The organism is Vibrio cortegadensis, assembly GCF_024347395.1.
In the GTDB taxonomy this organism is placed as follows: domain Bacteria; phylum Pseudomonadota; class Gammaproteobacteria; order Enterobacterales; family Vibrionaceae; genus Vibrio; species Vibrio cortegadensis.
This window is the reverse complement of sequence record NZ_AP025472.1, coordinates 1,625,646-1,648,898: the sequence shown is the minus strand read 5'-3', so window position 1 is coordinate 1,648,898 and position 23,253 is coordinate 1,625,646. Positions and strand designations below refer to the sequence as shown.

At 40.7% G+C, this 23,253-nt stretch carries 18 protein-coding genes; 10 read left to right on the top strand and 8 right to left on the bottom strand.

Annotated elements, in window-relative coordinates; all coding sequences use genetic code 11:
- Positions 1-13: 13 nt before the first annotated feature.
- Positions 14-1,042, bottom strand: coding sequence for an amino acid ABC transporter substrate-binding protein (locus OCV39_RS07950; protein WP_017053330.1), 1,029 nt, complete (start codon positions 1,040-1,042; stop codon positions 14-16).
- Between the two features lie 458 nt (positions 1,043-1,500).
- Between OCV39_RS07950 and OCV39_RS07945 the strand changes: the two genes are divergently transcribed.
- Positions 1,501-2,433 (top strand): precorrin-2 dehydrogenase/sirohydrochlorin ferrochelatase family protein, encoded by a 933-nt coding sequence (locus OCV39_RS07945; protein ID WP_261888231.1) that lies wholly within the window; start codon positions 1,501-1,503, stop codon positions 2,431-2,433.
- Between the two features lie 167 nt (positions 2,434-2,600).
- On the opposite strand, the gene OCV39_RS07940 is transcribed toward OCV39_RS07945, so the two are convergent.
- Together OCV39_RS07940 and OCV39_RS07935 are read right to left on the bottom strand one after the other, a co-directional pair.
- Entirely contained in the window at positions 2,601-3,083 is a 483-nt protein-coding gene (locus OCV39_RS07940) for a YajQ family cyclic di-GMP-binding protein (protein WP_171757387.1), read from the bottom strand.
- 17 nt (positions 3,084-3,100) lie between these two features.
- Positions 3,101-4,153 carry a 3-deoxy-7-phosphoheptulonate synthase gene (locus OCV39_RS07935; protein WP_261888230.1) on the bottom strand — a complete coding sequence of 351 codons (1,053 nt, stop codon included), beginning with the start codon at positions 4,151-4,153 and terminating at the stop codon, positions 3,101-3,103.
- A 204-nt stretch (positions 4,154-4,357) separates the two neighbouring features.
- On the opposite strand from OCV39_RS07935, the gene OCV39_RS07930 reads away from it, so the two are divergent.
- A complete protein-coding gene (locus tag OCV39_RS07930) occupies positions 4,358-5,245 on the top strand; it encodes a putative PEP-binding protein (protein WP_261888229.1) in 888 nt (295 codons plus the stop codon).
- A 200-nt stretch (positions 5,246-5,445) separates the two neighbouring features.
- Positions 5,446-5,925, top strand: a complete 480-nt coding sequence (locus tag OCV39_RS07925; RefSeq protein ID WP_113796637.1) for a PaaI family thioesterase — start codon at positions 5,446-5,448, stop codon at positions 5,923-5,925.
- A gap of 93 nt (positions 5,926-6,018) precedes the next feature.
- Here OCV39_RS07925 and OCV39_RS07920 read toward each other — a convergent pair whose 3' ends face one another.
- Complete coding sequence (locus tag OCV39_RS07920) at positions 6,019-7,371, bottom strand: hypothetical protein (protein WP_017053336.1); 1,353 nt, start codon at positions 7,369-7,371, stop codon at positions 6,019-6,021.
- A gap of 98 nt (positions 7,372-7,469) precedes the next feature.
- Between OCV39_RS07920 and OCV39_RS07915 the strand changes: the two genes are divergently transcribed.
- A complete protein-coding gene (locus OCV39_RS07915) occupies positions 7,470-8,315 on the top strand; it encodes a CvfB family protein (RefSeq protein ID WP_261889494.1) in 846 nt (281 codons plus the stop codon).
- 444 nt (positions 8,316-8,759) lie between these two features.
- On the opposite strand, the gene rsmF is transcribed toward OCV39_RS07915, so the two are convergent.
- The 4 genes from rsmF to OCV39_RS07895 all read right to left on the bottom strand — a co-directional run bounded on the left by rsmF (position 8,760) and on the right by OCV39_RS07895 (position 15,994).
- On the bottom strand, positions 8,760-10,184 hold the full coding sequence (gene rsmF, locus OCV39_RS07910; protein WP_261888228.1) for a 16S rRNA (cytosine(1407)-C(5))-methyltransferase RsmF: 1,425 nt from the start codon (positions 10,182-10,184) through the stop codon (positions 8,760-8,762).
- A gap of 103 nt (positions 10,185-10,287) precedes the next feature.
- On the bottom strand, positions 10,288-12,921 hold the full coding sequence (locus OCV39_RS07905; RefSeq protein ID WP_261888227.1) for a PqiB family protein: 2,634 nt from the start codon (positions 12,919-12,921) through the stop codon (positions 10,288-10,290).
- Positions 12,914-14,161 (bottom strand): paraquat-inducible protein A, encoded by a 1,248-nt coding sequence (locus OCV39_RS07900; protein ID WP_261888226.1) that lies wholly within the window; start codon positions 14,159-14,161, stop codon positions 12,914-12,916. Before OCV39_RS07900 ends, OCV39_RS07905 begins: the two co-directional genes overlap by 8 nt.
- Before the next feature lie 36 nt (positions 14,162-14,197).
- The gene (locus OCV39_RS07895) at positions 14,198-15,994 is read right to left on the bottom strand and encodes an ABC transporter ATP-binding protein (protein WP_261888225.1); all 1,797 of its coding nucleotides are present in this window, start codon (positions 15,992-15,994) and stop codon (positions 14,198-14,200) included.
- Between the two features lie 104 nt (positions 15,995-16,098).
- On the opposite strand from OCV39_RS07895, the gene OCV39_RS07890 reads away from it, so the two are divergent.
- The 6 genes from OCV39_RS07890 to OCV39_RS07865 all read left to right on the top strand — a co-directional run bounded on the left by OCV39_RS07890 (position 16,099) and on the right by OCV39_RS07865 (position 23,246).
- A complete protein-coding gene (locus OCV39_RS07890; protein ID WP_261888224.1) occupies positions 16,099-16,572 on the top strand; it encodes a GAF domain-containing protein in 474 nt (157 codons plus the stop codon).
- 99 nt (positions 16,573-16,671) lie between these two features.
- On the top strand, positions 16,672-17,298 hold the full coding sequence (gene proQ, locus OCV39_RS07885) for an RNA chaperone ProQ (RefSeq protein ID WP_113796646.1): 627 nt from the start codon (positions 16,672-16,674) through the stop codon (positions 17,296-17,298).
- A 17-nt stretch (positions 17,299-17,315) separates the two neighbouring features.
- Positions 17,316-19,322 (top strand): carboxy terminal-processing peptidase, encoded by a 2,007-nt coding sequence (gene prc, locus OCV39_RS07880; RefSeq protein ID WP_261888223.1) that lies wholly within the window; start codon positions 17,316-17,318, stop codon positions 19,320-19,322.
- Positions 19,323-19,531: 209 nt separating this feature from the next.
- The gene (locus tag OCV39_RS07875; protein ID WP_371711398.1) at positions 19,532-20,152 is read left to right on the top strand and encodes a hypothetical protein; all 621 of its coding nucleotides are present in this window, start codon (positions 19,532-19,534) and stop codon (positions 20,150-20,152) included.
- Between the two features lie 196 nt (positions 20,153-20,348).
- Positions 20,349-22,955, top strand: a complete 2,607-nt coding sequence (gene pepN / locus OCV39_RS07870; protein WP_261888222.1) for an aminopeptidase N — start codon at positions 20,349-20,351, stop codon at positions 22,953-22,955.
- 72 nt (positions 22,956-23,027) lie between these two features.
- Positions 23,028-23,246 (top strand): DUF2835 domain-containing protein, encoded by a 219-nt coding sequence (locus OCV39_RS07865; protein ID WP_136995443.1) that lies wholly within the window; start codon positions 23,028-23,030, stop codon positions 23,244-23,246.
- The last annotated feature ends 7 nt before the right edge of the window (positions 23,247-23,253 follow it).

The following is a 23,253-nucleotide window of genomic DNA, read 5'->3' as shown; positions in this document are numbered from 1 at the left end:
TATCCAAACTGAATTAGCGGATAGGTGGAGCGTACATGAAGCCACCAGCATTCCATAGGGCGTTTACGCCACGTGAAATAGCTAGAGGAGAACCTGTACCAACGGTGCGTTCAAAGCTTTCACCATAGTTACCCACTTGTTTGATTACTTGGTAGCCCCAATCATCACGAATGCCAAGACCTTTACCTTTAGGACCATCAACACCAAGAATACGTTTGATGTTTGGATCTTTAGATTTCAGCATTTGATCTGCGTTTTTAGACGAAATACCATACTCTTCGGCATTAATCATTGCAGAGAGTGTCCATTTTGCCACGTTAAACCATTTGTCATCATCTTGACGAACAACCGGTCCAAGAGGCTCTTTAGAGATGATTTCAGGTAAAACTTGCGCTGAACTTGGATCTTTAAGGTTCAAGCGAAGGGCGTAAAGACCTGATTGGTCTGTCGTAAGTACATCACAACGACCGGCATCAAAACCTTTAGATGTTTGCGCGGCAGTATCAAATACAACCGGTTTGTATGACATTCCGCTGTTACGGAAATAATCGGCTAGGTTAAGTTCCGTAGTGGTACCAGATTGAACACATACAGAAGCACCATCCAGTTCTTTAGCACTGGTTAAGCCAAGATCTTTTTTGACCATGAAACCTTGACCATCGTAGTAGTTTACGCCAACGAAGTTTAAACCAAGAGCTGTATCACGGTGAAGAGTCCATGTGGTGTTACGCGACAATACATCGATTTCACCAGACTGGAGAGCGGTGAAACGTTCTTTTGCCGTTAAAGGAACATACTTAACTTTTGTTTTATCGCCAAGAACAGCAGCTGCCAGTGCTTGACAATATTCAACATCGATTCCTTCCCATTCACCTTTTGAGTTTGGGTTAGAGAACCCTGGAAGACCAGTACTTACACCACAAGTTAGATAACCTTGTGATTTAACTTTTTCCAGAGTGCTATCTGCTGCTGATGCTGATGTTGCCATCATGGCAGAAGAAGCAGCGACGACTGTAGCAAGAAGAGTGAGTTTATTTGTCATTTGTATCCATCCTGTATGATCCATGTTAAACCAGGTAATACCTGATACAACTTACTTATCATGATTACGTTATATCCTTTACGATTGATTTCGGCTTTTTGAGCACGATTGAAAATCAATCACTTATAAGCGTAGGTAAGGATTTATGTTTTCTCAAACATTTAATTTAAAAAGATTTTTGAGAGAAATCACAAAACCGAACAGATGTTAGGATGACTAAATGTTAACTGAATGTAAATAGTGCAACTGAGCACATCATTAGTGCATTAGAATAATTGTACTCATATTAAATGTTTAAATGGTGTTACAGGTTATTTGACAGTCGTATACTAGTGAGACAATCTAAGAACTAATGAAAATTTAGTCTTAAATAGTTTATTAAGAGACAATGGGCTGCTCAGAATGCACTGTTTTTGGTAGCATAAGTGAATAGTTATTTAGAAAGCTTAGGAGTAGCAATGCGATATTTTCCACTATTTTTGGATGTAGTTAACAAACCTGTTTTGGTTGTGGGTGGGGGAGAGGTTGCATGCAGAAAAGTCGATTCACTTTTAAGGGCAGGTGCATCGGTTACTGTCGTATCACCCAAGTTAGAGCCTTACTTGAGGTCACTTGTGGATGCAGAGCGTTGTTCATGGATTCAAAATTTTTATTCCAGTGAAATTATGACCAAGCAGTATATTCAAATATGGGCAACAACCGATAATCCATCCTTAAATCACCAGGTTCATAAAGATGCAAAAAAAATGGGTATTCTTGTCAATGTGGTTGACGATTTACCCTTCTGTGATTTCATTACTCCGTCTATGGTGAACCGTGGGCGAATCCAAATTGCGATATCGAGCGGTGGCGCTTCTCCTATTTTAGTGAGAAATATTCGTGAAAAATTAGAATCAGTACTGCCACAGAATTTATCTCTACTCGCAGAGTTTGGCGCATCAAAACGTAATTCTATTAAGAAAGAGTTTCCTAGTGTCACAGAAAGACGAAAATTCTGGGAATCGTTCTTGTCTGATTCTCGCGTTGAATCATCAGTGAGCAGAGAACAGCTAGAATCACTATACCAAATCGCTATTAAGCAAGAATTAGACAGAGCAGGTAGCTGCACATGGATAGAGTTTGGTGATGATGTAGAGCTTTTGACGATCAAGGCATTACGACTAATGCAACAAGCGGAACTGATTCTATACCCTAAAGCGTGTCCCTATGATTTTATTGATTTATCGCGGAGAGATGCTGAACGCGAGGAATATGCAACTGCTGCTGATTTGTCCGAGAGAATAGCCAAAGCGAAACAAGACAACTTGCGAATCTGCGTTTTTGTACCGAAGAAGAACGAGTGTTCATTGCTAATTGGAAGTGATAGCTTGCTCTCTTTGGGCCGATGTTGACCGTAAACCAGTTTTGAAGTCACTTTTACTTAAGTGTTGCTTACGTGGAATAGAAAAACAAAGAGGGAGGCACAATCAAGTGCCTCCCTCTTTGTTTATAACCAGTACCAAGTTCTTTTTCTAAAGGCTAGCTGCCTAGTTATTACAAACCACCATTACAAAAGTAATTAGTCGCGGAAGTTGTCAAACTGGAACGGTTGGCCGAAATCACCACCGCGAACCAGAGCCATAACTTCTTGTAGATCGTCACGTTTTTTACCTGTTACGCGCATCTTCTCGCCCTGAATAGCAACTTGAACTTTGATTTTTGCATCTTTTACGGCTTTGATTATTTTCTTAGCAATATCAGTTTCAACACCTTGTTTGAAAATGACATCTTGGTGCCAATTTCTACCCGTTTGGTCCGCTTTTTTTGCTTCCATCGCTTTAGCATCCACACCGCGCTTGGTTAGGTTGCTGCGTAGAATGTCGCGCATCTGCTTAAGTTGGAAGTCATCTTGCGAAGAAAGGGTAACAACGTCGCTCTTATATTCGAATGACGCCTCTACATTTCTAAAATCAAAACGAGTAGCAAGTTCACGGTTTGCGTTATCAACAGCGTTACGAAGTTCTGTGCTTTCAACTTCAGAAATAATATCAAAAGAAGGCATAAAAATTATCCTCAGTTTTATTTACGGGTTTTAATTGCAGTAGAGAGCATATCAAGCATTTGAACAGTGTCATTCCAACCAATACAAGGGTCGGTAATTGATTTTCCATATTCAAGGTTGTTGATATCGGTCATAGGTTGATTGCCTTCTTCAATAAAGCTTTCAGCCATGATCCCTGCAACATAAGTGCTTCCAGATATGATTTGATCACAAATATCTTGTGTGACTTCGAGCTGTTTACGGTGCTGTTTTTCACAGTTTGCGTGGCTAAAGTCAACAATTAGACGCGCAGGTAAATCAAACTCTGCAAGCTTGTTGCATGCGGCTTCAACCGATTGAGCATCGAAATTCGGCCCAGTGTCACCACCGCGAAGAATAATGTGCCCATACGGGTTACCACTGGTGCGATAAACCGTCATACGACCATTCTTATCTGGAGAGTAGAAGTAGTGAGATGCATGCGACGCGCGAATAGCGTCAATGGCAATTTTTACGTTGCCGTTGGTACCATTTTTAAAACCAACAGGACAAGATAGCGCAGATGCCATCTCACGGTGGATTTGCGATTCAGTTGTACGTGCACCAATAGCACCCCAAGTGATTAAATCAGCAATGTATTGGCCTGTGATCATGTCAAGGAATTCAGTCGCTGTCGCAAGCCCTAGCGTATTAATATCAAGTAAGAGTTTACGTGCTTTGTGCAGCCCAGCTTCCAGTGCATAAGAACCATCTAGGTTTGGATCAGTAATTAGACCTTTCCAACCTACCACCGTGCGTGGTTTTTCAAAGTAGGTTCTCATGACGATAAAGAGCTCTTTTGAATATTGTTCTTGGATAGAACTTAGACGTTGAGCATAGTCTAGAGCGGCATCGGTATCGTGAACAGAGCATGGTCCAACAATGACCAAAAGTCGATCATCTCGACCAGTAAGAATATCTTCAATTTGTCTGCGAGACTGAGCAATACGTTCAGCAACATCGTCAGTGATAGGGTAAGCACTTCCAAGCTCGGCTGGAGTCGGCATAGGCCCAAGTGCTTGGGTTCTCAATTCATCAGTTTTTAATGGCATGTGATTGCTTGTCTTTTATTGCGAAGCGGTAAAGATAACGGAATTATTCTTAGGAATAAACTCTTTAGAGGCAATCTTATTGGTCATTCGTGGATTAATCGGTGCTTTATTGTTGAGTTAGAGCTAAATCATGGTGTTTTGCTTGAATTCACTTGGCGCTATCGGTATTTTCCTCAAGGTAATAAATCAAATATCGGAGCCATAATGAAGCAAGTCGATCAAGGTACTATTCACCCAGAATTTAAACTTGGGGATGTGTTGCCTTCATACGCAGACAGTCAAGATTCGGACTACTTATATGTTTCTCTATCAGAGCTAATGATGGAGAAGGTTTTTTATCACCCATCGATTGCTCAGGTTAAAGGTGATTTAACGGATATAGAAGTTGGCGCTCTTGATGCGATTTTGTTTGGGATGAGTGTTGACGAGCATTTTGTGGAGACCTTGTCATCTGAGATCTTAATGGCTAAAACAGACAAACATGGCGTAGTGAAAGTCTGTTTAAGCAGCAATGATAGCTACGCATTTCGATCACTACTTGGTGGACAAGTGGAAGAAGATGAAATCAACCCTTCACTTGGCCTAAGAGGTGTGTCTCGGTTTGTCTCTGATGCGTATTCACATGCATTTTCATTAGAGTGCAGCGTTATTAAATCTCTCGTTGAGAAAGGGGTGAATGTTGATGTTGTCATTCCATTTGTTCGCACTCTTGATGAAGCGCAACAGATCATAGAACAGCTGAAAAGCTTAGATATTTCGAGTCAGAACGAGGCAATAAACCTCTGTTTTTCGTGCGATGTTCCGTCTTCGGTAATGCTTGCTCCTCGGTTATTAGAGTTATTTGATAGTGTCATAGTGAATGTTGAACATTTGACTCAATTTACCTTGGGTGTAGATAAAGCCAATGAGACTAATGAACATCTGTTTGATCCACAGAATGATGCGGTGTTAGATATGTTGTCACTGGTAATTGAGGCGGCCCAAAAGGTTGGCAAACCAGTGCAAGTTGTAACGCAAGCATTATCAGAGTATCCCGAACTTCAAAGGCATCTACTCAAATATCAAGGCTTGAATGTTGTGGTGACGATGTAACGTTTTGGCTAATGCCTAGTTCGTCATGATAGTTTTTATAAACTCTTTGATTGATGAATAAATGGGCTATCACTACCATCAGTTTAAAAAGAGAAGGTGATATGAACTGCTGTTTATATCACCTTTCTTTAACATTTCTTTGACAATATCGTTTTTCTTCGCTTAACTGGTCTGACAACTTATTCTAATAGTGAGTCGATATGTTATCCCCGTTGCAAAAAGCGAATATGTACTTAAATCTCTTTGGTTTCTTTAAGGTGCCAATGATTTGGTTGTGCCACCCGAAACTATTGGTTCTGAATGAACGCAGTGTCGAAGTCAGGATCCCATTAAAGCGACGGACTAAAAATCATCTTAGTAGTATGTATTTTGGTGTGTTGGCCGTTGGTGCTGACGTGGCTGGCGGGTTCCTCGCAATGGAGAAAGCCCAGCAGCGAGGAGAAAAAATCTCTCTTGCTTTCAAAGGGGTTGAAGCGAAATTTTTAAAGCGCCCAGAAGCTGATGTTCACTTTTATTGTGAGGATGGCGATTTGATTGATCAAATGCTAGATGAAACCATAGGTAGCGGAGAGAGGGTAAACCAAGATGTAAAAATCACTGCCACTTGTCCAAGTTTGCATGGTGATGAACCCATGGCAGAATTTTTATTGACCCTCTCTCTGAAGAAAGTGTCCAGTTAGCTCAAAACTAGCGAGCTAAGAAAATAACAAGCTCAAAGAAAGCGCTTAGTTTACAAAACACTCAGTTTACAAAGTACTTAGCTTACAAAGCACTTAGCTTACTTTGACTTGTTCAATATCGACGATTTTTGAGCGATTCATGATGATTTTCCAGCGATAATAATTCGGTTCACCATCATGGTTGTTCTCTTTAATGATTAAGTTGAGCAAGTGCCTTTTTTCGACGGACTCTTTACTGACTTGACCTTCATTGAGTTGATAGATTTTGTTTGAACCTTTATCCATGAGTCGAGTTAACTCTCTAAGACTGACTTGGATCGTTTCGCGTGTTTCTTCGTAACCACTCATAAATCTTGATGTCGACATCTCTGTCTGTGAACGATAGTGCAATATCTGCTCTTCACGTTGAACGACACGTTTTCTTCTGATCTGCTGGATACGGTCTGCTAATTTTGAAAAGCTGGTGTAATCAAGCCATTCTAGCTTCTGTCCTACCGCTTTGTTTGTTGTCGGGTCGTAGTATCGGCGTTTCCATTTAGGTTTTCCTTTACGCATCCAGCGCCAAAGAATATCGCGCAAATCATCTTTGAATATTTCACGTAACGCATAGATAAACGACATCGCAACGATGAACGATGCGGTGATTTCACCGAGGAAGTCTCGCGCAACGATGGCGATGGTGGTAACAAAAACCATAACCAAACCTGTCGCCACACCTTTCACCGCACGTTTAACATTCTTACCCATAGAGATGGTTTTTTCTTTTAAGATGATTGGGTGTTCTATCAACCTGCGCAATAGACGCATCTTATTACTTAATCGCGTCACATCTTCACGAACTTTTTTCGAGTTGTAATCGTTTAATTTACGGTGAACTGTCTCTTTTTCGCATAGAACAATGAGACGTTCCTTGATAGTTGAGTACTCATTACCCCTAGGCATATGAGCGACTAAGGAGAGAAAGCGTTGTTCTGTATACCAAGAAAGGTAGTTATCGACATTGGCATAATAACGTTTCAAATTCTCTTCAAATGGAATACCACGGCGTAAACGTTTTAATATGTCTAAAGCAAGTTCGATTACTTCATCTACTTCTTCAGCCGAGACATCTTCTCGTTCAGTTTTGTTTAAGCTGTTTACCGCCTTATCGAGGGCAATCACATATTGATAAGCGAATAAGCTCAAGCTGACACGGTATTGAGTGGTAGATAAGCGCCCACGTTTTGCAAGACGGCTATGAACAAGCGGCAATAGCGTTTTATCACTATAATAGGCGCGCTTCTGAGTCATGGCGTTGAAGTAAAAGCCACTCTCAGACAGAACTTCAGGAGTTAAACCCAATTCACCAGGGACAAAAAGATACATATCCATGTCTAATTTTTTAGTTTTAGCCATCGCATGGTTAATTTTGAGAGTAATAGCGTCATGTTTGTCGACGGTGATCAACGATAACTCCTTACAGATATGAAATTTATGAGTGAAACTAGCGAAAGGATACCAGAGATCACGTATAATCACCGCAAATTTGAAAAGAGACAATTTTGATGATTAATGTTGGTCAAATAAACAGCTTAAAAGTGGTGAAACTGGCAGATTTTGGGATTTTCCTGGATGCTGACGATTACGGAACGGTATTACTGCCTAAAAAGTTTGCTCCTGAAAATGCTGAAATTGGTCACATGCTTGACGTATTTCTGTTCATTGATTCTGATAGCCAGTTGGCTGCGACTACAGAAACACCTATCGCGCAGGTTGGTCAATGGGGATTAATGACGGTCGAAGGTGTAAACAGCACGGGCGCATTTGTTAGTTGGGGTGTGAAAAGTAAAGATCTTCTGATCCCATTCAGTGAGCAGCGTGGGCCGTTACGCGAAGGCCAAACCATTTTGGTTTATGTGTATATTGATAAAGCATCAAGCCGTATTGTTGGTACAACAAAGTTTAACAAGTGGTTGGATAATACGCCTGCTAGCTATGAACGTAATCAGCAAGTTGATTTATTAGTCGCTGAGCGCAGTGAGCTTGGCTACAAGATGATTATTAATGGCGAACACTGGGGAATGATCTTCCCTTCAGAAGTGATCGGTAAGTTGTTTATTGGTAAAAAACTGAAAGGCTACATCAAAGATGTGCGTGAAGATGGCAAGATCGATCTTTCTTTGCAGAAAATTGGTGTTGCTAAGATGGACGACTTGAGCTTAAAAGTTTTAGATTTACTAGCGAAACGCGATGGGTTTTTACCATTGAATGATAAATCATCACCAGATGCGATTTTCTCTGCGTTTAGAACAAGTAAAGGTACGTTTAAAAAGACAATTGGCGGTCTTTACAAGCAGGGTAAAATTACCATTGATAAAGACGGTATTAGACTCGTAGATAACGAAGAGTAGTGGTAAGCCACTATAACTTCTGCTTTTGATGTCCAATTAACGCAGCTGATGAACTTGTTTTCTCGGTTATAAAAAAAGACCCAAAACTGATCCCGTTTTGGGTCTAGGGGAAGCAGCTCATGTTGATCGAGCCTGCGTTAATTTTGACTTTAAAGCATGTTACTTGTGACAATTTACTTTTAAAATATCTGTATCTGTATCTGTATCTGTATCTGTATCTGTATCTGTATCTGTATCTGTATCTGTATCTGTATCTGTATCTGTGAGCCTAACTTACGACTCTGTGAAACATTGTTGCTTTGTTGCTGTACTATTGAGAGAAATGAGAGTCATACGGTTACTTAAAACTAACTATCATTTCGGTGAATAAAATAAGTGTAGTACAGCTTAGCGAATTTGCTAGTATTTTGAGAAAATCAGGCTAAGGTCGAGTTTAGACTGTAATTAAAATAGATTTTTATCACGTACAAGTTCTCGTGGTAAGCCATTTTTCACTCGATTGCCCACCCATTTACCGAGTCCAATGACATCGCTTTCTAGCATAACAATCACTTCGCCTTGACCACTTTGATCAAGGGGTCTCACATCTCTACCCATATACCATTCACGAGCATCATCAACTGAAAGATGCACAGTTTTTGCTTCATTACCGGTGGCTAGGGTCGTCGCTACTTGATGCTGCCAGCGGAATCCTTTCTTATGCGTTTCAGCAATTTTAATTCCCATGCGTGAGAATCGAAGTTCACCAATCATTGGTTCAAGTGCATTTGGGAAAAGCCACACATCCTTATCACGCAACCAAACTGAAGAGTCGGAAGGAAGATCAATATCCAGTGTTTTTGCTAGCTGATCACGGACATCCGATTGAATTTTCGCTGTCGCTTTTTCAAAAGGAAACTTACCCATTCTTTTTTTAACTTCAGGAGGAGTGACGCTGGATACTTTACGAATGCGAGCAACAAAGAAACCTTCGCTATCATAAATTTGTGGGAAAATGTGCAAGAAACCTTCTTCCGTTAATGCTGCTTCTGCATCATCAAAAAGGTTCGCCAATGATTCAAACTCAACGGCATCACCAAAGGTTTGTTTTAAATGGTGACAAACATGTTGGTTCTCTTCCAAGCTCAAGGTACAGGTTGAATACACCATAATTCCACCTGTTTTTAAGGCGTGAAAGGCACTTTCAATTAAGTCTCTTTGGGTGTCACCAATCGCAATTACAGAATCAAGACTCCAGTTCTTCATTGCATCAGGATCTTTTCGAATGGTACCTTCACCTGAACAAGGTGCATCAAGAAGAACCGCATCGAATTGCTCTGGTAGCCAACCGCCGAATACTCGACCATCAAAATTACTTAATGCGGCATTTCTAACACCACAACGTTCAATATTGGCGTGCAAGACTTTGACTCGGCTTGCTGAATATTCGTTGGCAACAAGTACGCCTTGATTCTTCATTAATGCGGCTACCTGAGTGGTTTTCGAACCCGGAGCCGCTGCCATGTCCAAGATCGCATTAAACTCGTCATCTTCTGCGTTAAACATTGCAGACGGTGGCATCATGGAACTTGCTTCTTGGATGTAAAAGAGTCCCGCCATGTGCTCTGCGGTATTTCCCAGTGGTACCGAAGTTTCATCAGCATCGATCCAAAATCCGGTATCGCACCAAGGAACTGGAGATAGGGTCCACTCTTTTTGACGTGCTCGCTCAATGAAATCTTCGACAGAAATTTTTAAAGTGTTAACACGAATACTTTTGCGGAGCGGTTTCTTACACGCAGAGATGAAATCTTCCATATTTAAATGGGACGGCATGATCGCTTCGATTTCACGAAGAAAATCGTCAGGCAGCTTTATATTTGGATGCAATTGAGTGTCTCTGAGTCTTTAACGGAATAGGGGATTTTAATTCAATTTTAGGTAGGACTAAACAAAAATGCAGCCGTTAAGCTGCATTTTCTGTTCATTTGTTCTAAGGCTTAGGGATAGCGGTTCGCCAGTTCGACCATTCTTCGTCAGCCTGTGGGTATAAGTAGAATGATTGACCCTCTTTTGCAATGGGTTGAAGCTGTTTCTGTTCCGGGGTAGAGAACGTAATCCCACCACGAACTAAACTGTCAACTGTGCCTGTTTTGATGTTAGCTCCGGATAAACCAATAGAAACATCAATCCCAGAGACATTCCAAAAGACGCTATTGCTCCGAACTAAGTAGGCGTAATCCTTATCTATTTCGACTTCAGAGATAACACGATCGGCAAACTGGCCAAGCTGAACAGACGTTACTTTTCCAATGGGTATTTCTCGGTACAAAACAGGAGTACCAACTTTCACTGACCCACGGGTTTCACTTTGTAAGCTGAATGAAACTCCTGAATCTTCTGGTGGAGCAGAGCTTAACTCGAAGGAGTAGGCTGGCTTGCCATGACCTGGTTCTACTTTGATGTATTTCGTCACAAGAGACGATATATTCTTAATTCCGTCTAAACCAATTTCCGGCTCTGCGACCCAAAAGTGGGAACCTGCTAGGGTAATATTGTTGACAAATTCAGGCAAAATACGAGCCGTCACTTCGACCTTACTCTTTTTGAATAGAGGGACAACTAAGGTCACTTCCCCTACGGTAACACCTTGGAATTTAATTGGCGTTCCTTTGGTTATTTCTTGCTGCCCGTTGGTCATTAATGTAATGACTCGGCCAAATTTTCTCGCATGTTTATAGCTGTTGTATAACTTCCAATTATCGCTGATCTTATTGTCGATACCGGGAAGTGAGTCAAATGCAATGCCACCTTGAATTAAACTTCTTAATGGTGCAGCTTTGATACTGATTCCTGACAAAGAGGCATCGACTTCAACGCCAGAACGGTTCCAAAATACAGTTTGATTAGTGATAAGGTGTTTATATTTGTTTTCAATTGTCGCCTTAATTTTTACACCACCATCTACGAGATAAAAATCCGACACACTGCCGACTTGAAGGTTGCGATATAGTAATGGACTGTCTTTAGAAATAGAGGGCAGTTCAGTTGAAAACAGAGTAATACTTTGAGACCCCGATTGGTTGTATTTAGCCAATTCTGAGAGTGATTGGCTTTGATAAAGGGTATACGATTCTTGCTGTGTATCCGAGCCTTCACTGATAAAACTGATTGATCCACTCAGTAACTGTTTAGCTGGTGGAACGGTGATACTTAAACCCGATCCGGTTAGCTCAGCAGTTGCACTTCCAGTAATAAAGAATCGGTTTCTTGATTTGATTAAATGAGCATAATGGTTGTCGATGAGTGCGTCCATTGAGACATTTTTGTCGTTTAATCTTACGTCTATCACTGAACCGACGGCGATCCCTTTGTAAAGAATTCGTGTGCCAACTTCTAAGCCAAAAGAGCTATCCGCGGTGAGTTTTACCGAGATTGATTTTTCTTGTTGTTGGCTAAATTGAGTTTTTCTAATCGCCGTAAATTGACGAACTTGATCTCCGGCCCCAGGCACTATAGTTAGAAAGTTTCCTCGTACTAGGTTCGCGATGTTTTCAACGCCAGTGAGGGACACTTTCGCCTCTTCTAAGATGAATTTACTGCCAGCCGTTAGCATGTCGCTGAAAGCGGGTTCTATCGCTGCATTGGCAATAATTTGCTCGCGTTCATTGCTTAGTGAAAGATTCGTAATCTGCCCAATCTCAATACCTCTGTACACAATAGGAGCACCAGTGGCACTGACTTTGTTTTCATCGGGTAGGGTGATTTGAATTGGGATACCACGACCTGCGGTTTTTAGATCTGGATACAGTTTGAATTGAGTATGCATGGTGACAGTTTCACCAGCATCTGGCGAGTCTACCGCTATAGAGCCACCGAGTACGGCACTAAGGCTTTCTAATCGGACATCTATCCCATTAAAGCCAATGCTTGTTCCAATCCCACTCACATTCCAAAAGCGACTTTTAGTGGTAATGATATGACTAAACTCATCTTGAATAGAGGCTTGAATTAAGACAGATTCGGATTGTTCATCAAGCTTGTAACTAAACACTTCACCAATTGGGATTTTCTTATAAACAATTTTTGAACCAATGGAGATACCGCCAAGATCTTTTGATTTAAGCGTAACGTTTAATCCTTTTGCCGCTATCAGATCTGAGGGGGCAGATTCTAATGCCGTAAATACAGTCTCTTCTTTTGCATGAGAATCACTAGGTTGTATCGCGATATAGTTTCCAGAAACGAGCGCGTCTAAACCAGAAATACCTGAAAGCGAGGCAGTCGGTTTGACTAGCCAAAAACGAGTATCAGCATTGAGTAACTTTGTCGCTTCAGGATATATGTCAGCATCGACATAAATCCGACTAAGATCTTCTGAAAGGGATATGTCTCGTATCATGCCGACTTCAAGACCTTGATAGCGAATCGTTGTCCTCCCTGCAACAAGACCTTGAGCGTTAGAGAAGTAAATCTGAATGCGTTGCCCAGCATCATGAACCGCTTTAACGACTAACCAACCAGCAAGAAGCATAGTGATAATCGGTAGGATCCAAAGAGGGGATATCCCTTTACTCCTTTTTATATCAGGAGCATGTGACGTTTGGGATGTAGGTTGTTTATTCATTCACTGACTCATCTTTTGACGGGCGATTATAATTATCCCAGATTAATCTTGGGTCAATGCTCTCTGCGGCAAGCATAGTTAAGATAACGACTATACCAAAAGCGACAGCGCCATAACCGGGTGTAAAGTTAAGAATTTGGTCTCTATCAACTAATGTCATCATTATTGAAATTACAAATAAATCCATGACCGACCATTTACCGATCCATTTGACTGCAAAATAGATAATCATTCGTTGGCGGTGGTAAACGGAGCGTTTAAATTGTATACATAACAATATATAAGCGAGCCCAAGAATTTTTATCACAGGCACTATGATACTTGCCACAAAAATGATGATCGCAATCCCATACATTTCATTCCGTACTAAGCCCGCGACCCCAGAGAAAATAGTATCTTCTAATCTACGACCATTGGTTATTAGAATTGATATTGGAATTAAGTTCGCCGGAAAAATGGCTATCGAAGCAGCGATGACATAAGCCCACGTTTTTTGCAGCGAGTTCGGTTTTCTGTGGTGAAGCTTTTCGTGACAACGTTTGCACCTTTTTGCTGTAGGTTGCGAAAGATGGCAAGAGTGACAATGTATCTCTTTATGCTTAAATTTATAATGGGTCTCTGACTGCCATACATCCCAGTAGCGTTGTGTGCTAACCCGGCTGACAAGCAAAACGCTAAATAGTTGAAGAAACAGAAGACCAACTAATCCTGAACCAATATAAATGTCCGAATAATCTTGTAATTTAAAGCATGAGATAGCAATGCTGACTAAAAACACATCTAACATCATCCAGTGCTTTAGTTTTTGAATACACAAAAGTGAATAACGTAAAACTCTAAACCAACGTAGTTTTAAACCTAGATGCGCGGTTAACACTGAAGAGCACACTAGGAAAGGGGCAATGGAGCTACAGAACAAAATGAGCAATGCAAGAGAAACAAACCCCTCTTTCATTAGAGTAATCATTCCAGAAGGTAATGTAGCCGGGATCATTACGCCGACAAGTCTAATGCTGATGAAGTCAAAAAAATGTGAAGGAATAAAAAGCAGTAAACAGGTAATAGCGATGGCGAGATCACCAGATAATGAAGGAGCCTCTCCGCTGTAGAGTAAAGTGCCGCATTGCGGGCAATAGGCACTTTTCCCTTTCTTAATCTCAACGATCTCGACAGGAAGCTCACACCCATGGCAGAGCTTCAGTTTAGTCGAAAGGGTAGATTGGTGAACTTGAGTACTCATGAATAAAAGCAACTCAATAAACAATTGTTGAGCTGTTTAAGCGTGAGACTGCACGCTTCCATATAGCGTTTGATACAAACCTTGCTGTCCAACCAATTCACCATGCGTCCCCGTCTGAGATACTTGACCATCTTCTAGTACGTAAATAATGTCGGCTTGTTTAACGGCTGACAGTCGATGAGCGACAATTAATGTCGTTCTATCTTTCAAGAAATCATTGAGTGCTTTATGCAACGCCGCTTCTGTTGCGGTATCTAATGCCGATGTCGCTTCATCAAGAATAACAAATTGTGGATTACTTAAAACCATTCTTGCTATTGCGAGTCGCTGCCGTTGGCCGCCAGAAAGTCGAACGCCATTACGGCCAATTTGAGTATCTAAACCGTGGCTCAGTTGGCTAATTACATCATGCATTTGTGCTATCTCTAAAGCTCGCCATAAAGAGAGCTCATCGTACTCAGCACCAAGAGTCAGATTATGCCTTAAGCTGTCGTTAAATAGTATAGGTTGTTGTAATACAACGGCGATTTGGTCACGAATTATATTAAAGCCTATGTCTTCTGTTGACTCTCCGTTATAGCGAATTGTGCCTGAATTTGCGCTATATACTCCAATTAAGAGCTGAATGAGTGTCGATTTGCCACCACCACTAGCACCAACTAAGGCGACTTTTTTCCCCGCAGGGATGGTTAAGTTTAAATCGTTGAGCACTTTCAACTCGTCATTGTAAGAGAAGTTAATCATCTCAATGTCGATATCTACTTCACGATCATCAGTAAAAGGGTTGACCTTAGATATTGGCCTTGCTTCTTCTTCGAGTTCTAAAAGAATGTTGATGCGATTAAGTGCCGCTTTTGCGCTATACCAAGAAAATTGAATGCCTAGTAGCTCTTGAACAGGTGAGAGCATAAACCACAAGTAACCGAAGACAGCAAAAATTTGCCCTATAGTCAGATCACTAAAGAGTACCATTAGCATTGCGACTGCGCGGAATAGTTCAAAGCCAAGTAAAAAAAGCAGAAATGACACTCGTCCTGCGGCTTCCGATTGCCATGCATACTTGTCGGCATCTATTCGTACTTGATTCGCTTGCTGTTTTAACTGCTCTAAAAACTCCTTTTCGCGATTAGCTGCACGAAGCTGATAGATGCCGTCTAAGGTTTCGACAAGCCGATTTTGAAAAGTTTCAAAAGATTGGTTCTCTTTTTTCTTGAGGTGCTTGACCATGCCTCCCAATTTACGAGAAAAATAGATAACGATAGGGTTCACTAATAAAATAAACAGCCCAAGACGCCACTCAAGCCATAACAAAACGCCTGCAGTGCCAATGACAGTCAATAAACTAATAACAAATTTGCTTAAGGTAGAACCAATAAATTTATCAATCGTTTCAATATCAGTAATAAGATGGGCGTTGATGCCGCCACTTCCTTTGGTTTCGTACTGTCTAATGCTAATCCTACCTAACTTATCGATCATCTTAGTTCGCATGTGGTAAGTAATGGTTTTAGACACTAACGTGAACTGCCTACTTTGCAGTATGTTGAATGCTTGGCTGAACCCTCGCATCAAAATGACAAGCAACAAGGTAAGAGCGATATAACCTGTAGGAGTTTGCATGGAAACGGGCAAGACAAGGTTCATGTACTCTAGTCCACTTGCTGGGTTGTTTAGCAATACTTCATCAACCATGAGAGGCATCAGCAAAGGGATAGGGACACTAATAAGTGTTGCCAATAGAGCAATTGCGTTGGCAAACAGAAGCTTGGACTTGTGTTTTTTTACTTGAGTTATTAACCAAGAGCGGCTAATAGTATCATTTGAGTTGTTCATCTTGATGAGAATGAGTCCTATTAAGTTATTGCGTGGCATTCTACGTAGATCTGACAATAATGGAAGTGTGGGATTTTTAATAAAAGGATAGTAAAGAGTACTATATGAAAATAGAACATTATAAACGCTTAACCAAACAAGCAGTCGCGTTAATAGAGTCAGAAAGTGATTTAATCGCTAATTTAGCGAACGTCAGCGCTCTTTTGAATATGGAGCTCGATGATCTTAATTGGGTAGGCTTTTACCTAATGAAACAAGATGAGTTGGTTTTGGGGCCATTTCAAGGATTACCCGCTTGTGTTCGTATTCCGGTTGGGCGAGGAGTGTGCGGAACCGCTGCGGCAACAAATACTGTTCAACGTATTTATGATGTCCACGAATTTGAAGGACATATTGCTTGTGATGCGGCAAGTAACTCAGAAATTGTTATTCCATTTTCAATTAATGGTAAAGTAGCCGGCGTTTTAGATATTGATAGTCCAAATATTGGTCGATTTAGTGAAGTTGATGAAGCTGGATTGACAAAATTGATGTCAGAAGTGGAAAACCTGCTCAATTCGCAGGCGAACAATGCATAAATTATTCTTTGACTGTGGTGTTTCGCTTGTAGGTCTCTATAATACGTAAAATATTTATCAGATTGCTCGCGGAATGACCGCATATAACCAGGAACCCACATGGAAAACACTGAAAAGTTAAAAAACAGCAAAGAAGTTATCGCATATGTTGCTGAATGTTTCCCTAAATGCTTTACTCTAGAAGGTGAAGCAAAACCACTTAAAATTGGTATTTTTCAAGATCTTGCTGAACGTTTAGCTGAAGATGAAAAAGTAAGTAAAACTCAGCTTCGTGCTGCTTTAAGACAGTACACGTCATCATGGCGTTACCTTCACGGCGTAAAAGCTGGCGCAATTCGTGTCGATCTTGACGGAAACGCATGTGGTGAACTTGAACAAGAACACGTTGATCATGCAAAAGAAGCGTTAGCAGAAAGCAAAGCTAAAGTGCAAGCTCGTCGTAAAGAGCAAGCTCAGAAAGCTCGTGAAGAAGGTAAAGCGAAACAGAAAGCGAAGAAAGCTCAACAGCCTCGTCGCCCTGCAGCGCCAAAAGCACCAAAAGTAGAAAAACCTGTTGAAACACGCACGTTAAATGCTGATGAGTTCATCACCGGCAAAGAAGTGAATGTGAACATGGGTAAAGGAAACATGGCTGCGACCATTGTTGAAATCAATAAGGAAGATGTGCGTGTTCAACTTGCAAATGGCCTTCAAATGGTTGTGAAAGCGGAGCACTTGCGCGCATAAAGGAGATACTCCTACGCATGAAATGCCGTTCAAAATTGACACTGATTGCTGCTAGCTTATGGTTAGCAGCTTCAGCTCAGGCTCTTGAAGCCAAACTAGACCAAGATGACTTGCCTCTATTAGCTCCAGAAGTTCAACATGAAACTGCGAGCAAACGAGTAACTTCTCGTTTTACCCGTTCCCATTACAAACACTTCAATCTGAACGACGATTTTTCTCAAGCCATTTTTGATCGTTATGTAGAAATGCTCGACTACAATCGAAATATTTTTACTCAAGCAGATATGGACTCATTTACTGATTGGTCAAAACAACTAGATGATCAGCTAAAGTCAGGAAACAATCAAATTGCGTTCGATGTCTATAACCTTTCTATGCAAAAGCGTTTTGAACGTTTTAAATTTGCATTGTCAGTGCTTGATAACGAAATAAAATTTGATACTGATGACTCTATTGAGCTTGACCGTTCCGACGCTACTTGGCCGAAGGATCAAGCCGAAGTCGATGAATTATGGAGAAAACGAGTAAAATATGATGCGTTGAATCTTAAGCTAACGGGTAAAGAGTGGCCTGAGATTCAAGAAATGCTAGGTAAACGCTACAACAATGCAATGAAGCGTCTTACTCAATCTCATAATGAAGATGCATTTCAGCTTTATATGAATGCTTTCGCGCGTGAAGTTGACCCTCATACAAGTTACTTATCTCCTCGCAACGCAGAACAATTCCAATCTGAGATGAACTTGTCTCTAGAAGGGATCGGCGCTGTTTTACAAATGACGGATGATTATACTGTTATTCGTTCTTTGGTTGCTGGTGGTCCAGCATCGAGTAGTAAACAACTCGGTGAAGGGGATCGCATCGTTGGCGTTGGACAAGATGGCGAAGAGATCGTAGATGTGATTGGGTGGCGTTTAGATGATGTTGTCCAATTAATCAAAGGGCCAAAAGGTACAAAAGTTAATTTGCAGATTTTACCCGAAGGTAAAGATGCAAAAAGTAACGTTGTAACAATTGTCCGAGATAAGATTCGTTTAGAAGATAGAGCCGTAAAATCAGAGCTTATTGAGAAAGATGATAAGAAAATTGGAGTGTTAGAAGTACCAAGTTTTTATGTTGGTCTTTCAAACGACACCGACAAACTTATTGTTGAGCTTAAAAAGCAAAATGTAGATGGCATCATTGTTGACTTACGAAACAATGGTGGTGGTGCATTAACTGAAGCGACTGCTCTTTCTGGCTTGTTTATTGAAAGCGGACCTGCGGTTCAAGTTCGAGATAGCTACGGCCGTATCAATGTCAATAGTGATACCGATGGCAAGATTAGCTATCAAGGTCCTTTGACTGTGTTAGTGAATCGATACAGTGCTTCTGCTTCAGAAATCTTTGCTGCTGCAATGCAAGATTACGGACGAGCAATTATCTTGGGTGAAAACTCATTTGGTAAGGGTACCGTTCAACAACACCGTTCGTTGAATCATATTTATGATTTATTTGATAAAGAGTTGGGGTACGTTCAGTACACGATTCAAAAATTCTATCGAATCAACGGTGGCAGCACCCAAAACAAAGGTGTGATTCCGGATATTGCATACCCAACAGCGATCGAAGCCTCGGAAACGGGTGAGAGTGTAGAAGATAATGCGCTGCCTTGGGATAGTATTCCACCAGCAAAATACGATGTGTTACAGGGTAACTCTGGGTTGATTTCAACACTGACAGCACAACATCAACAACGTATCGAAAAGGATATGGAGTTCAACTTTATCGCTCAAGATATTGCTAAGTATAAAGCTGAAAAAGACGATAATACTTTGTCTTTGAATGAAAAAGTACGAGTGGCAGAGAGTGATAAAGCGGATAAAATTCGTTTGGAAAGAATTAACTTACGTCAGAAAAGTGATAAGCAAGAAGCATACAAATCACTTGATGATGTTCCAAAAGATTATGAAACTCCAGATGTGTACCTAGACGAGTCCGTTGCGATTATGGTCGATATGCTAAAATTAGAGAGTACTGATTAAGTTCTAATTTGCAGTCGTATACTTATCGATATCCAATAAAAAGCGAGCCTTGAGCTCGCTTTTTTCATAAATTCGCTGAAAGAAATAACGTGATTTAGATCAAATTTTTAGATTTATCGTATATCTCAACCTAAACTTAAAAGAAAAGTGAGGGATTGATTATGCGCTGGTTTTTAATGTTGCTTGTTTGCGTTGGTGCCAACTTTAGTATGGCCAATGACGTGTCAGAGAAAAATAAAGATTTAACTCAGTTTGATATGCCTCTACTACTTGGAGATTGGTATTTGATCAACCCAGATTCAAATAAATCGTCTGAAAATTTTTTAGCAATAAAGTTAACCTTAGAATCAAATTATTCATTCCAAATTGATATCCAGAAAAAAGATTACACCGTTGACCACTGGGAAGGGTTATTTGCCGCAAATGATGACACCATCATTCTTGGTTTGAACACATCTGAACCCCAAGTTTACAATTATTCAAGTAACCATCATATGCTTAACTTGAACGGTGTCATGTTTACTAAAGCATTACCTAACGCGCTCGCTGGTATGTGGTCGAGTGAACATTTAAGTGGCGATGATTTATTAGCAAGTAATGTTAATAAGATGGATTTATTGCTACAGCCAGATTTTGTATTCCAATTCAAAGTGTCTTCAGATGAAGGGAGTGAGGCCATTCATCGAGGGGTTTACTACACTGAAGGTAATAACTTAGTGTTGCTATATAAGAATGGTGAGCAGAACACAACATACCGACTTGATAGCGATAAACTGACATTAGAAAACGAAAACGGCGACATGTACGCAGTGCTCAATCGCGTCAAATAGGCTAAAAATAATTCTATTACTAATATTAATATTTTTAGCCTTTAATATTAATCCTGGATGTAAATTCAGCAGCTAAACGGGGTATTTCCGCTAAATACCTCGTTTTTTTATTGCTAGGCTTGTTTTATGCCTCAACAAGTCGTAGAACTACTCTGTTAAAGATTCCCTTAAAAGTATTACGTACAAGGATTAAGACATGGCACACACCCCACAAGCCAAATACCGTAAAGATTATCAATCTCCATCTCATACTATTTCAGATCTTGATCTGACTTTCGACTTACATGATAACGCCACTTTAGTCACCGCTGTATCTCAAGTAAAACAGCAACTAGATAGCACAACGCTGAATCTAGAGGGTGACAATGTAGAGCTTAAATCTATCAGTGTTAACGGAGAAGAGTGGAGTGACTACACGATTCATCCTGCTTCGTTAGAGATTGCAAACTTACCTAGTGAGTTTGAGTTGGTGATTGTTACCTTGATTGATCCTGAAGCAAACAGTGCATTAGAAGGTTTGTATAAATCTGGCGGTGCGTTCTGCACCCAGTGTGAAGCTGAAGGCTTCCGTCGTATAACTTACTACATGGATCGCCCAGACGTATTAGCCAAATTTACGACAACGGTTATTGCTGATAAAGCGCAGTACCCATTCTTACTGAGTAATGGTAATCGAGTCGATGAAGGCGAAATCGAAGGTGGCCGCCACTGGGTTAAATGGCAAGATCCACATCCTAAACCTGCCTACTTATTTGCACTTGTCGCTGGCGACTTTGATGTACTCCGCGATAAGTACACCACGAAATCAGGTCGTGATGTTGCACTAGAAATCTTTGTAGATAAAGGCAATCTAGATCGTGCTAGCCATGCAATGGTATCCTTGATTAACTCAATGAAATGGGATGAAGAGCGCTTCGACCTTGAATACGATCTTGATATTTACATGATCGTTGCTGTCGATTTTTTCAATATGGGCGCAATGGAGAACAAAGGATTAAATATCTTTAACTCCAAGTTTGTTCTAGCAAATAACCAAACTGCAACCGATGCCGATTACTTAGGTATTGAAGCCGTTATAGGTCATGAGTATTTCCACAACTGGACAGGAAACCGCGTTACCTGCCGTGATTGGTTCCAGCTCAGTTTGAAGGAAGGCTTAACCGTCTTTAGAGATCAAGAGTTCTCATCGGATCTTGGTTCTCGTGCTGTAAATCGAATCGGAAATGTTCGTACTATTCGTGGCCCTCAATTTGCTGAAGATGCGAGCCCAATGTCTCACCCAATTCGTCCAGAAAAAGTCATTGAGATGAATAACTTCTACACATTGACTGTGTACGAAAAGGGCAGCGAAGTCATCCGCATGATGCATACTTTGCTTGGTGAAGTAGGTTTCCAAAAAGGGATGAAGTTATACTTTGAACGCCATGATGGCACCGCAGCAACATGTGAAGATTTCGTTGCTGCAATGGAGCAAGCAAGTGGTGTCGATTTAACTCAGTTCCGTTTGTGGTACAGCCAATCAGGTACGCCGACTCTTCGTGTTGAAAGTGACTATGATGCAGAAAACAAAACCTATTCATTAACGGTTGAGCAATCTACAGAAGCGACACATGAACAGAAAGAGAAACAAGCACTTCATATTCCATTCGATATTGAACTATATAGTGCAAGTGGCGAACCGATTACGCTACAGTGTAACGGTGAAAAAGTTCACAATGTGCTGGATGTTAAGCAAGATAAACAGATTTTCGTTTTTGAAAATGTAACAGAACAGCCGATTCCATCTCTATTAAGAGAATTTTCTGCGCCTGTTAAATTAGAATACGATTACTCTGATGATGAACTGATCTTCTTAATGGTTAACGCACGCAATGAGTTTGCTCGTTGGGATGCAAGCCAAATGCTGCTGGGTAAATACATTCGTACCAATATCGACAATGTCCAGCAAGGTAAGGGTGTTGAACTGCCAGAGTCCGTCATCGATGCATTCCGCGGCGTATTGCTGAATGAAGAACTAGAACCTGCCTTTATTTCAGAAGTATTAAGCTTACCAAATCACAACGAAGTCTCTGGTTGGTTTAAACAAGTGGATGTGGATGCGATTGCTACTGTCTTGAAAGGGATGAAAGTAACACTAGCTCAAAACTTGAATGACGAATTATCAGCAACTTACCATAGCCTAAAACAAGATGAGTACACGATTGAACATGCTGCGATCGGCAAACGTTCATTGCGTAATACATGTTTGGCTTTCCTAGCAAATAATGAAAATGGTGATGCGTTAGTAGTAGAGCAGTACAACTCGGCTAACAACATGACTGACACGATTGCGGCAATGTCTGCAGCGAATGCAGCACAGTTACCTTGTCGTGAAACTTTGATGCAAGATTACAGTGACAAGTGGAAACATGATGGACTTGTCATGGACAAATGGTTTGCGCTTCAAGGGATGAACCCTGCATCTAATGCTTTAGATAATATTAAAGTGTCAATGGAACATTCAGCATTTAGCTTGAAAAACCCTAACCGTACTCGTAATTTGATTGGTTCGTTCTTGAATTTCAATGCGGTTCAATTTCATGCGAAATCAGGTGAAGGTTATCAATTTGCAGGAGAGATTCTACGCGAGTTAAATAGCAGCAATCCACAAGTTGCTTCACGCCTAATTGATCCATTACTTAAGTATCGCCGCTATGATCAACAGCGCCAAGATTTGATCAAAGTGGAGCTTGAGAAATTAAAAGCAATGGATAATCTAGCAAAAGATTTGTTTGAAAAAGTAACGAAAGCACTAGAAGCTTAATTTGTTATTTTGATAAAGTGGTGGTGCACATTCAGTGTGCCACCTTTTCATTTATAACGATTTAAAAATATCATGAACTATTACCATTTTTCACTGAACATCAGCTACCAAGCTTTTTTCTCTCACTACTCAGGCGCAGCAAGCACCGTGCAAGTTGTTACAGAAAATGGGTTGCGCTTACAATTGCCAGCATCACGATTTCGCCCATTTATTAGCCAAATTGGCCTTAAAGGACGGTTTAGACTAACAACTGACCAAAATAACAGGTTTATAAAGTTAGAAGCTCTGTGACCTTCAA

Excerpts from the sequence above, each read along its gene's own strand:
- OCV39_RS07865 (WP_136995443.1), top strand. The coding sequence starts at position 23,028 with ATGAACTATTACCATTTTTCACTGAACATCAGCTACCAAGCTTTTTTC.
- OCV39_RS07890 (WP_261888224.1), top strand. The coding sequence starts at position 16,099 with ATGAAAATAGAACATTATAAACGCTTAACCAAACAAGCAGTCGCGTTA.
- pepN (WP_261888222.1), top strand. The coding sequence starts at position 20,349 with ATGGCACACACCCCACAAGCCAAATACCGTAAAGATTATCAATCTCCA.
- OCV39_RS07935 (WP_261888230.1), bottom strand. The coding sequence starts at position 4,153 with ATGCCATTAAAAACTGATGAATTGAGAACCCAAGCACTTGGGCCTATG.
- OCV39_RS07895 (WP_261888225.1), bottom strand. The coding sequence starts at position 15,994 with ATGAACAACTCAAATGATACTATTAGCCGCTCTTGGTTAATAACTCAA.
- OCV39_RS07930 (WP_261888229.1), top strand. The coding sequence starts at position 4,358 with ATGAAGCAAGTCGATCAAGGTACTATTCACCCAGAATTTAAACTTGGG.
- proQ (WP_113796646.1), top strand. The coding sequence starts at position 16,672 with ATGGAAAACACTGAAAAGTTAAAAAACAGCAAAGAAGTTATCGCATAT.
- OCV39_RS07900 (WP_261888226.1), bottom strand. The coding sequence starts at position 14,161 with ATGAGTACTCAAGTTCACCAATCTACCCTTTCGACTAAACTGAAGCTC.
- OCV39_RS07915 (WP_261889494.1), top strand. The coding sequence starts at position 7,470 with ATGATTAATGTTGGTCAAATAAACAGCTTAAAAGTGGTGAAACTGGCA.
- OCV39_RS07905 (WP_261888227.1), bottom strand. The coding sequence starts at position 12,921 with ATGAATAAACAACCTACATCCCAAACGTCACATGCTCCTGATATAAAA.
- OCV39_RS07875 (WP_371711398.1), top strand. The coding sequence starts at position 19,532 with ATGGCCAATGACGTGTCAGAGAAAAATAAAGATTTAACTCAGTTTGAT.
- prc (WP_261888223.1), top strand. The coding sequence starts at position 17,316 with ATGAAATGCCGTTCAAAATTGACACTGATTGCTGCTAGCTTATGGTTA.
- OCV39_RS07950 (WP_017053330.1), bottom strand. The coding sequence starts at position 1,042 with ATGACAAATAAACTCACTCTTCTTGCTACAGTCGTCGCTGCTTCTTCT.
- OCV39_RS07940 (WP_171757387.1), bottom strand. The coding sequence starts at position 3,083 with ATGCCTTCTTTTGATATTATTTCTGAAGTTGAAAGCACAGAACTTCGT.
- OCV39_RS07945 (WP_261888231.1), top strand. The coding sequence starts at position 1,501 with ATGCGATATTTTCCACTATTTTTGGATGTAGTTAACAAACCTGTTTTG.
- OCV39_RS07925 (WP_113796637.1), top strand. The coding sequence starts at position 5,446 with ATGTTATCCCCGTTGCAAAAAGCGAATATGTACTTAAATCTCTTTGGT.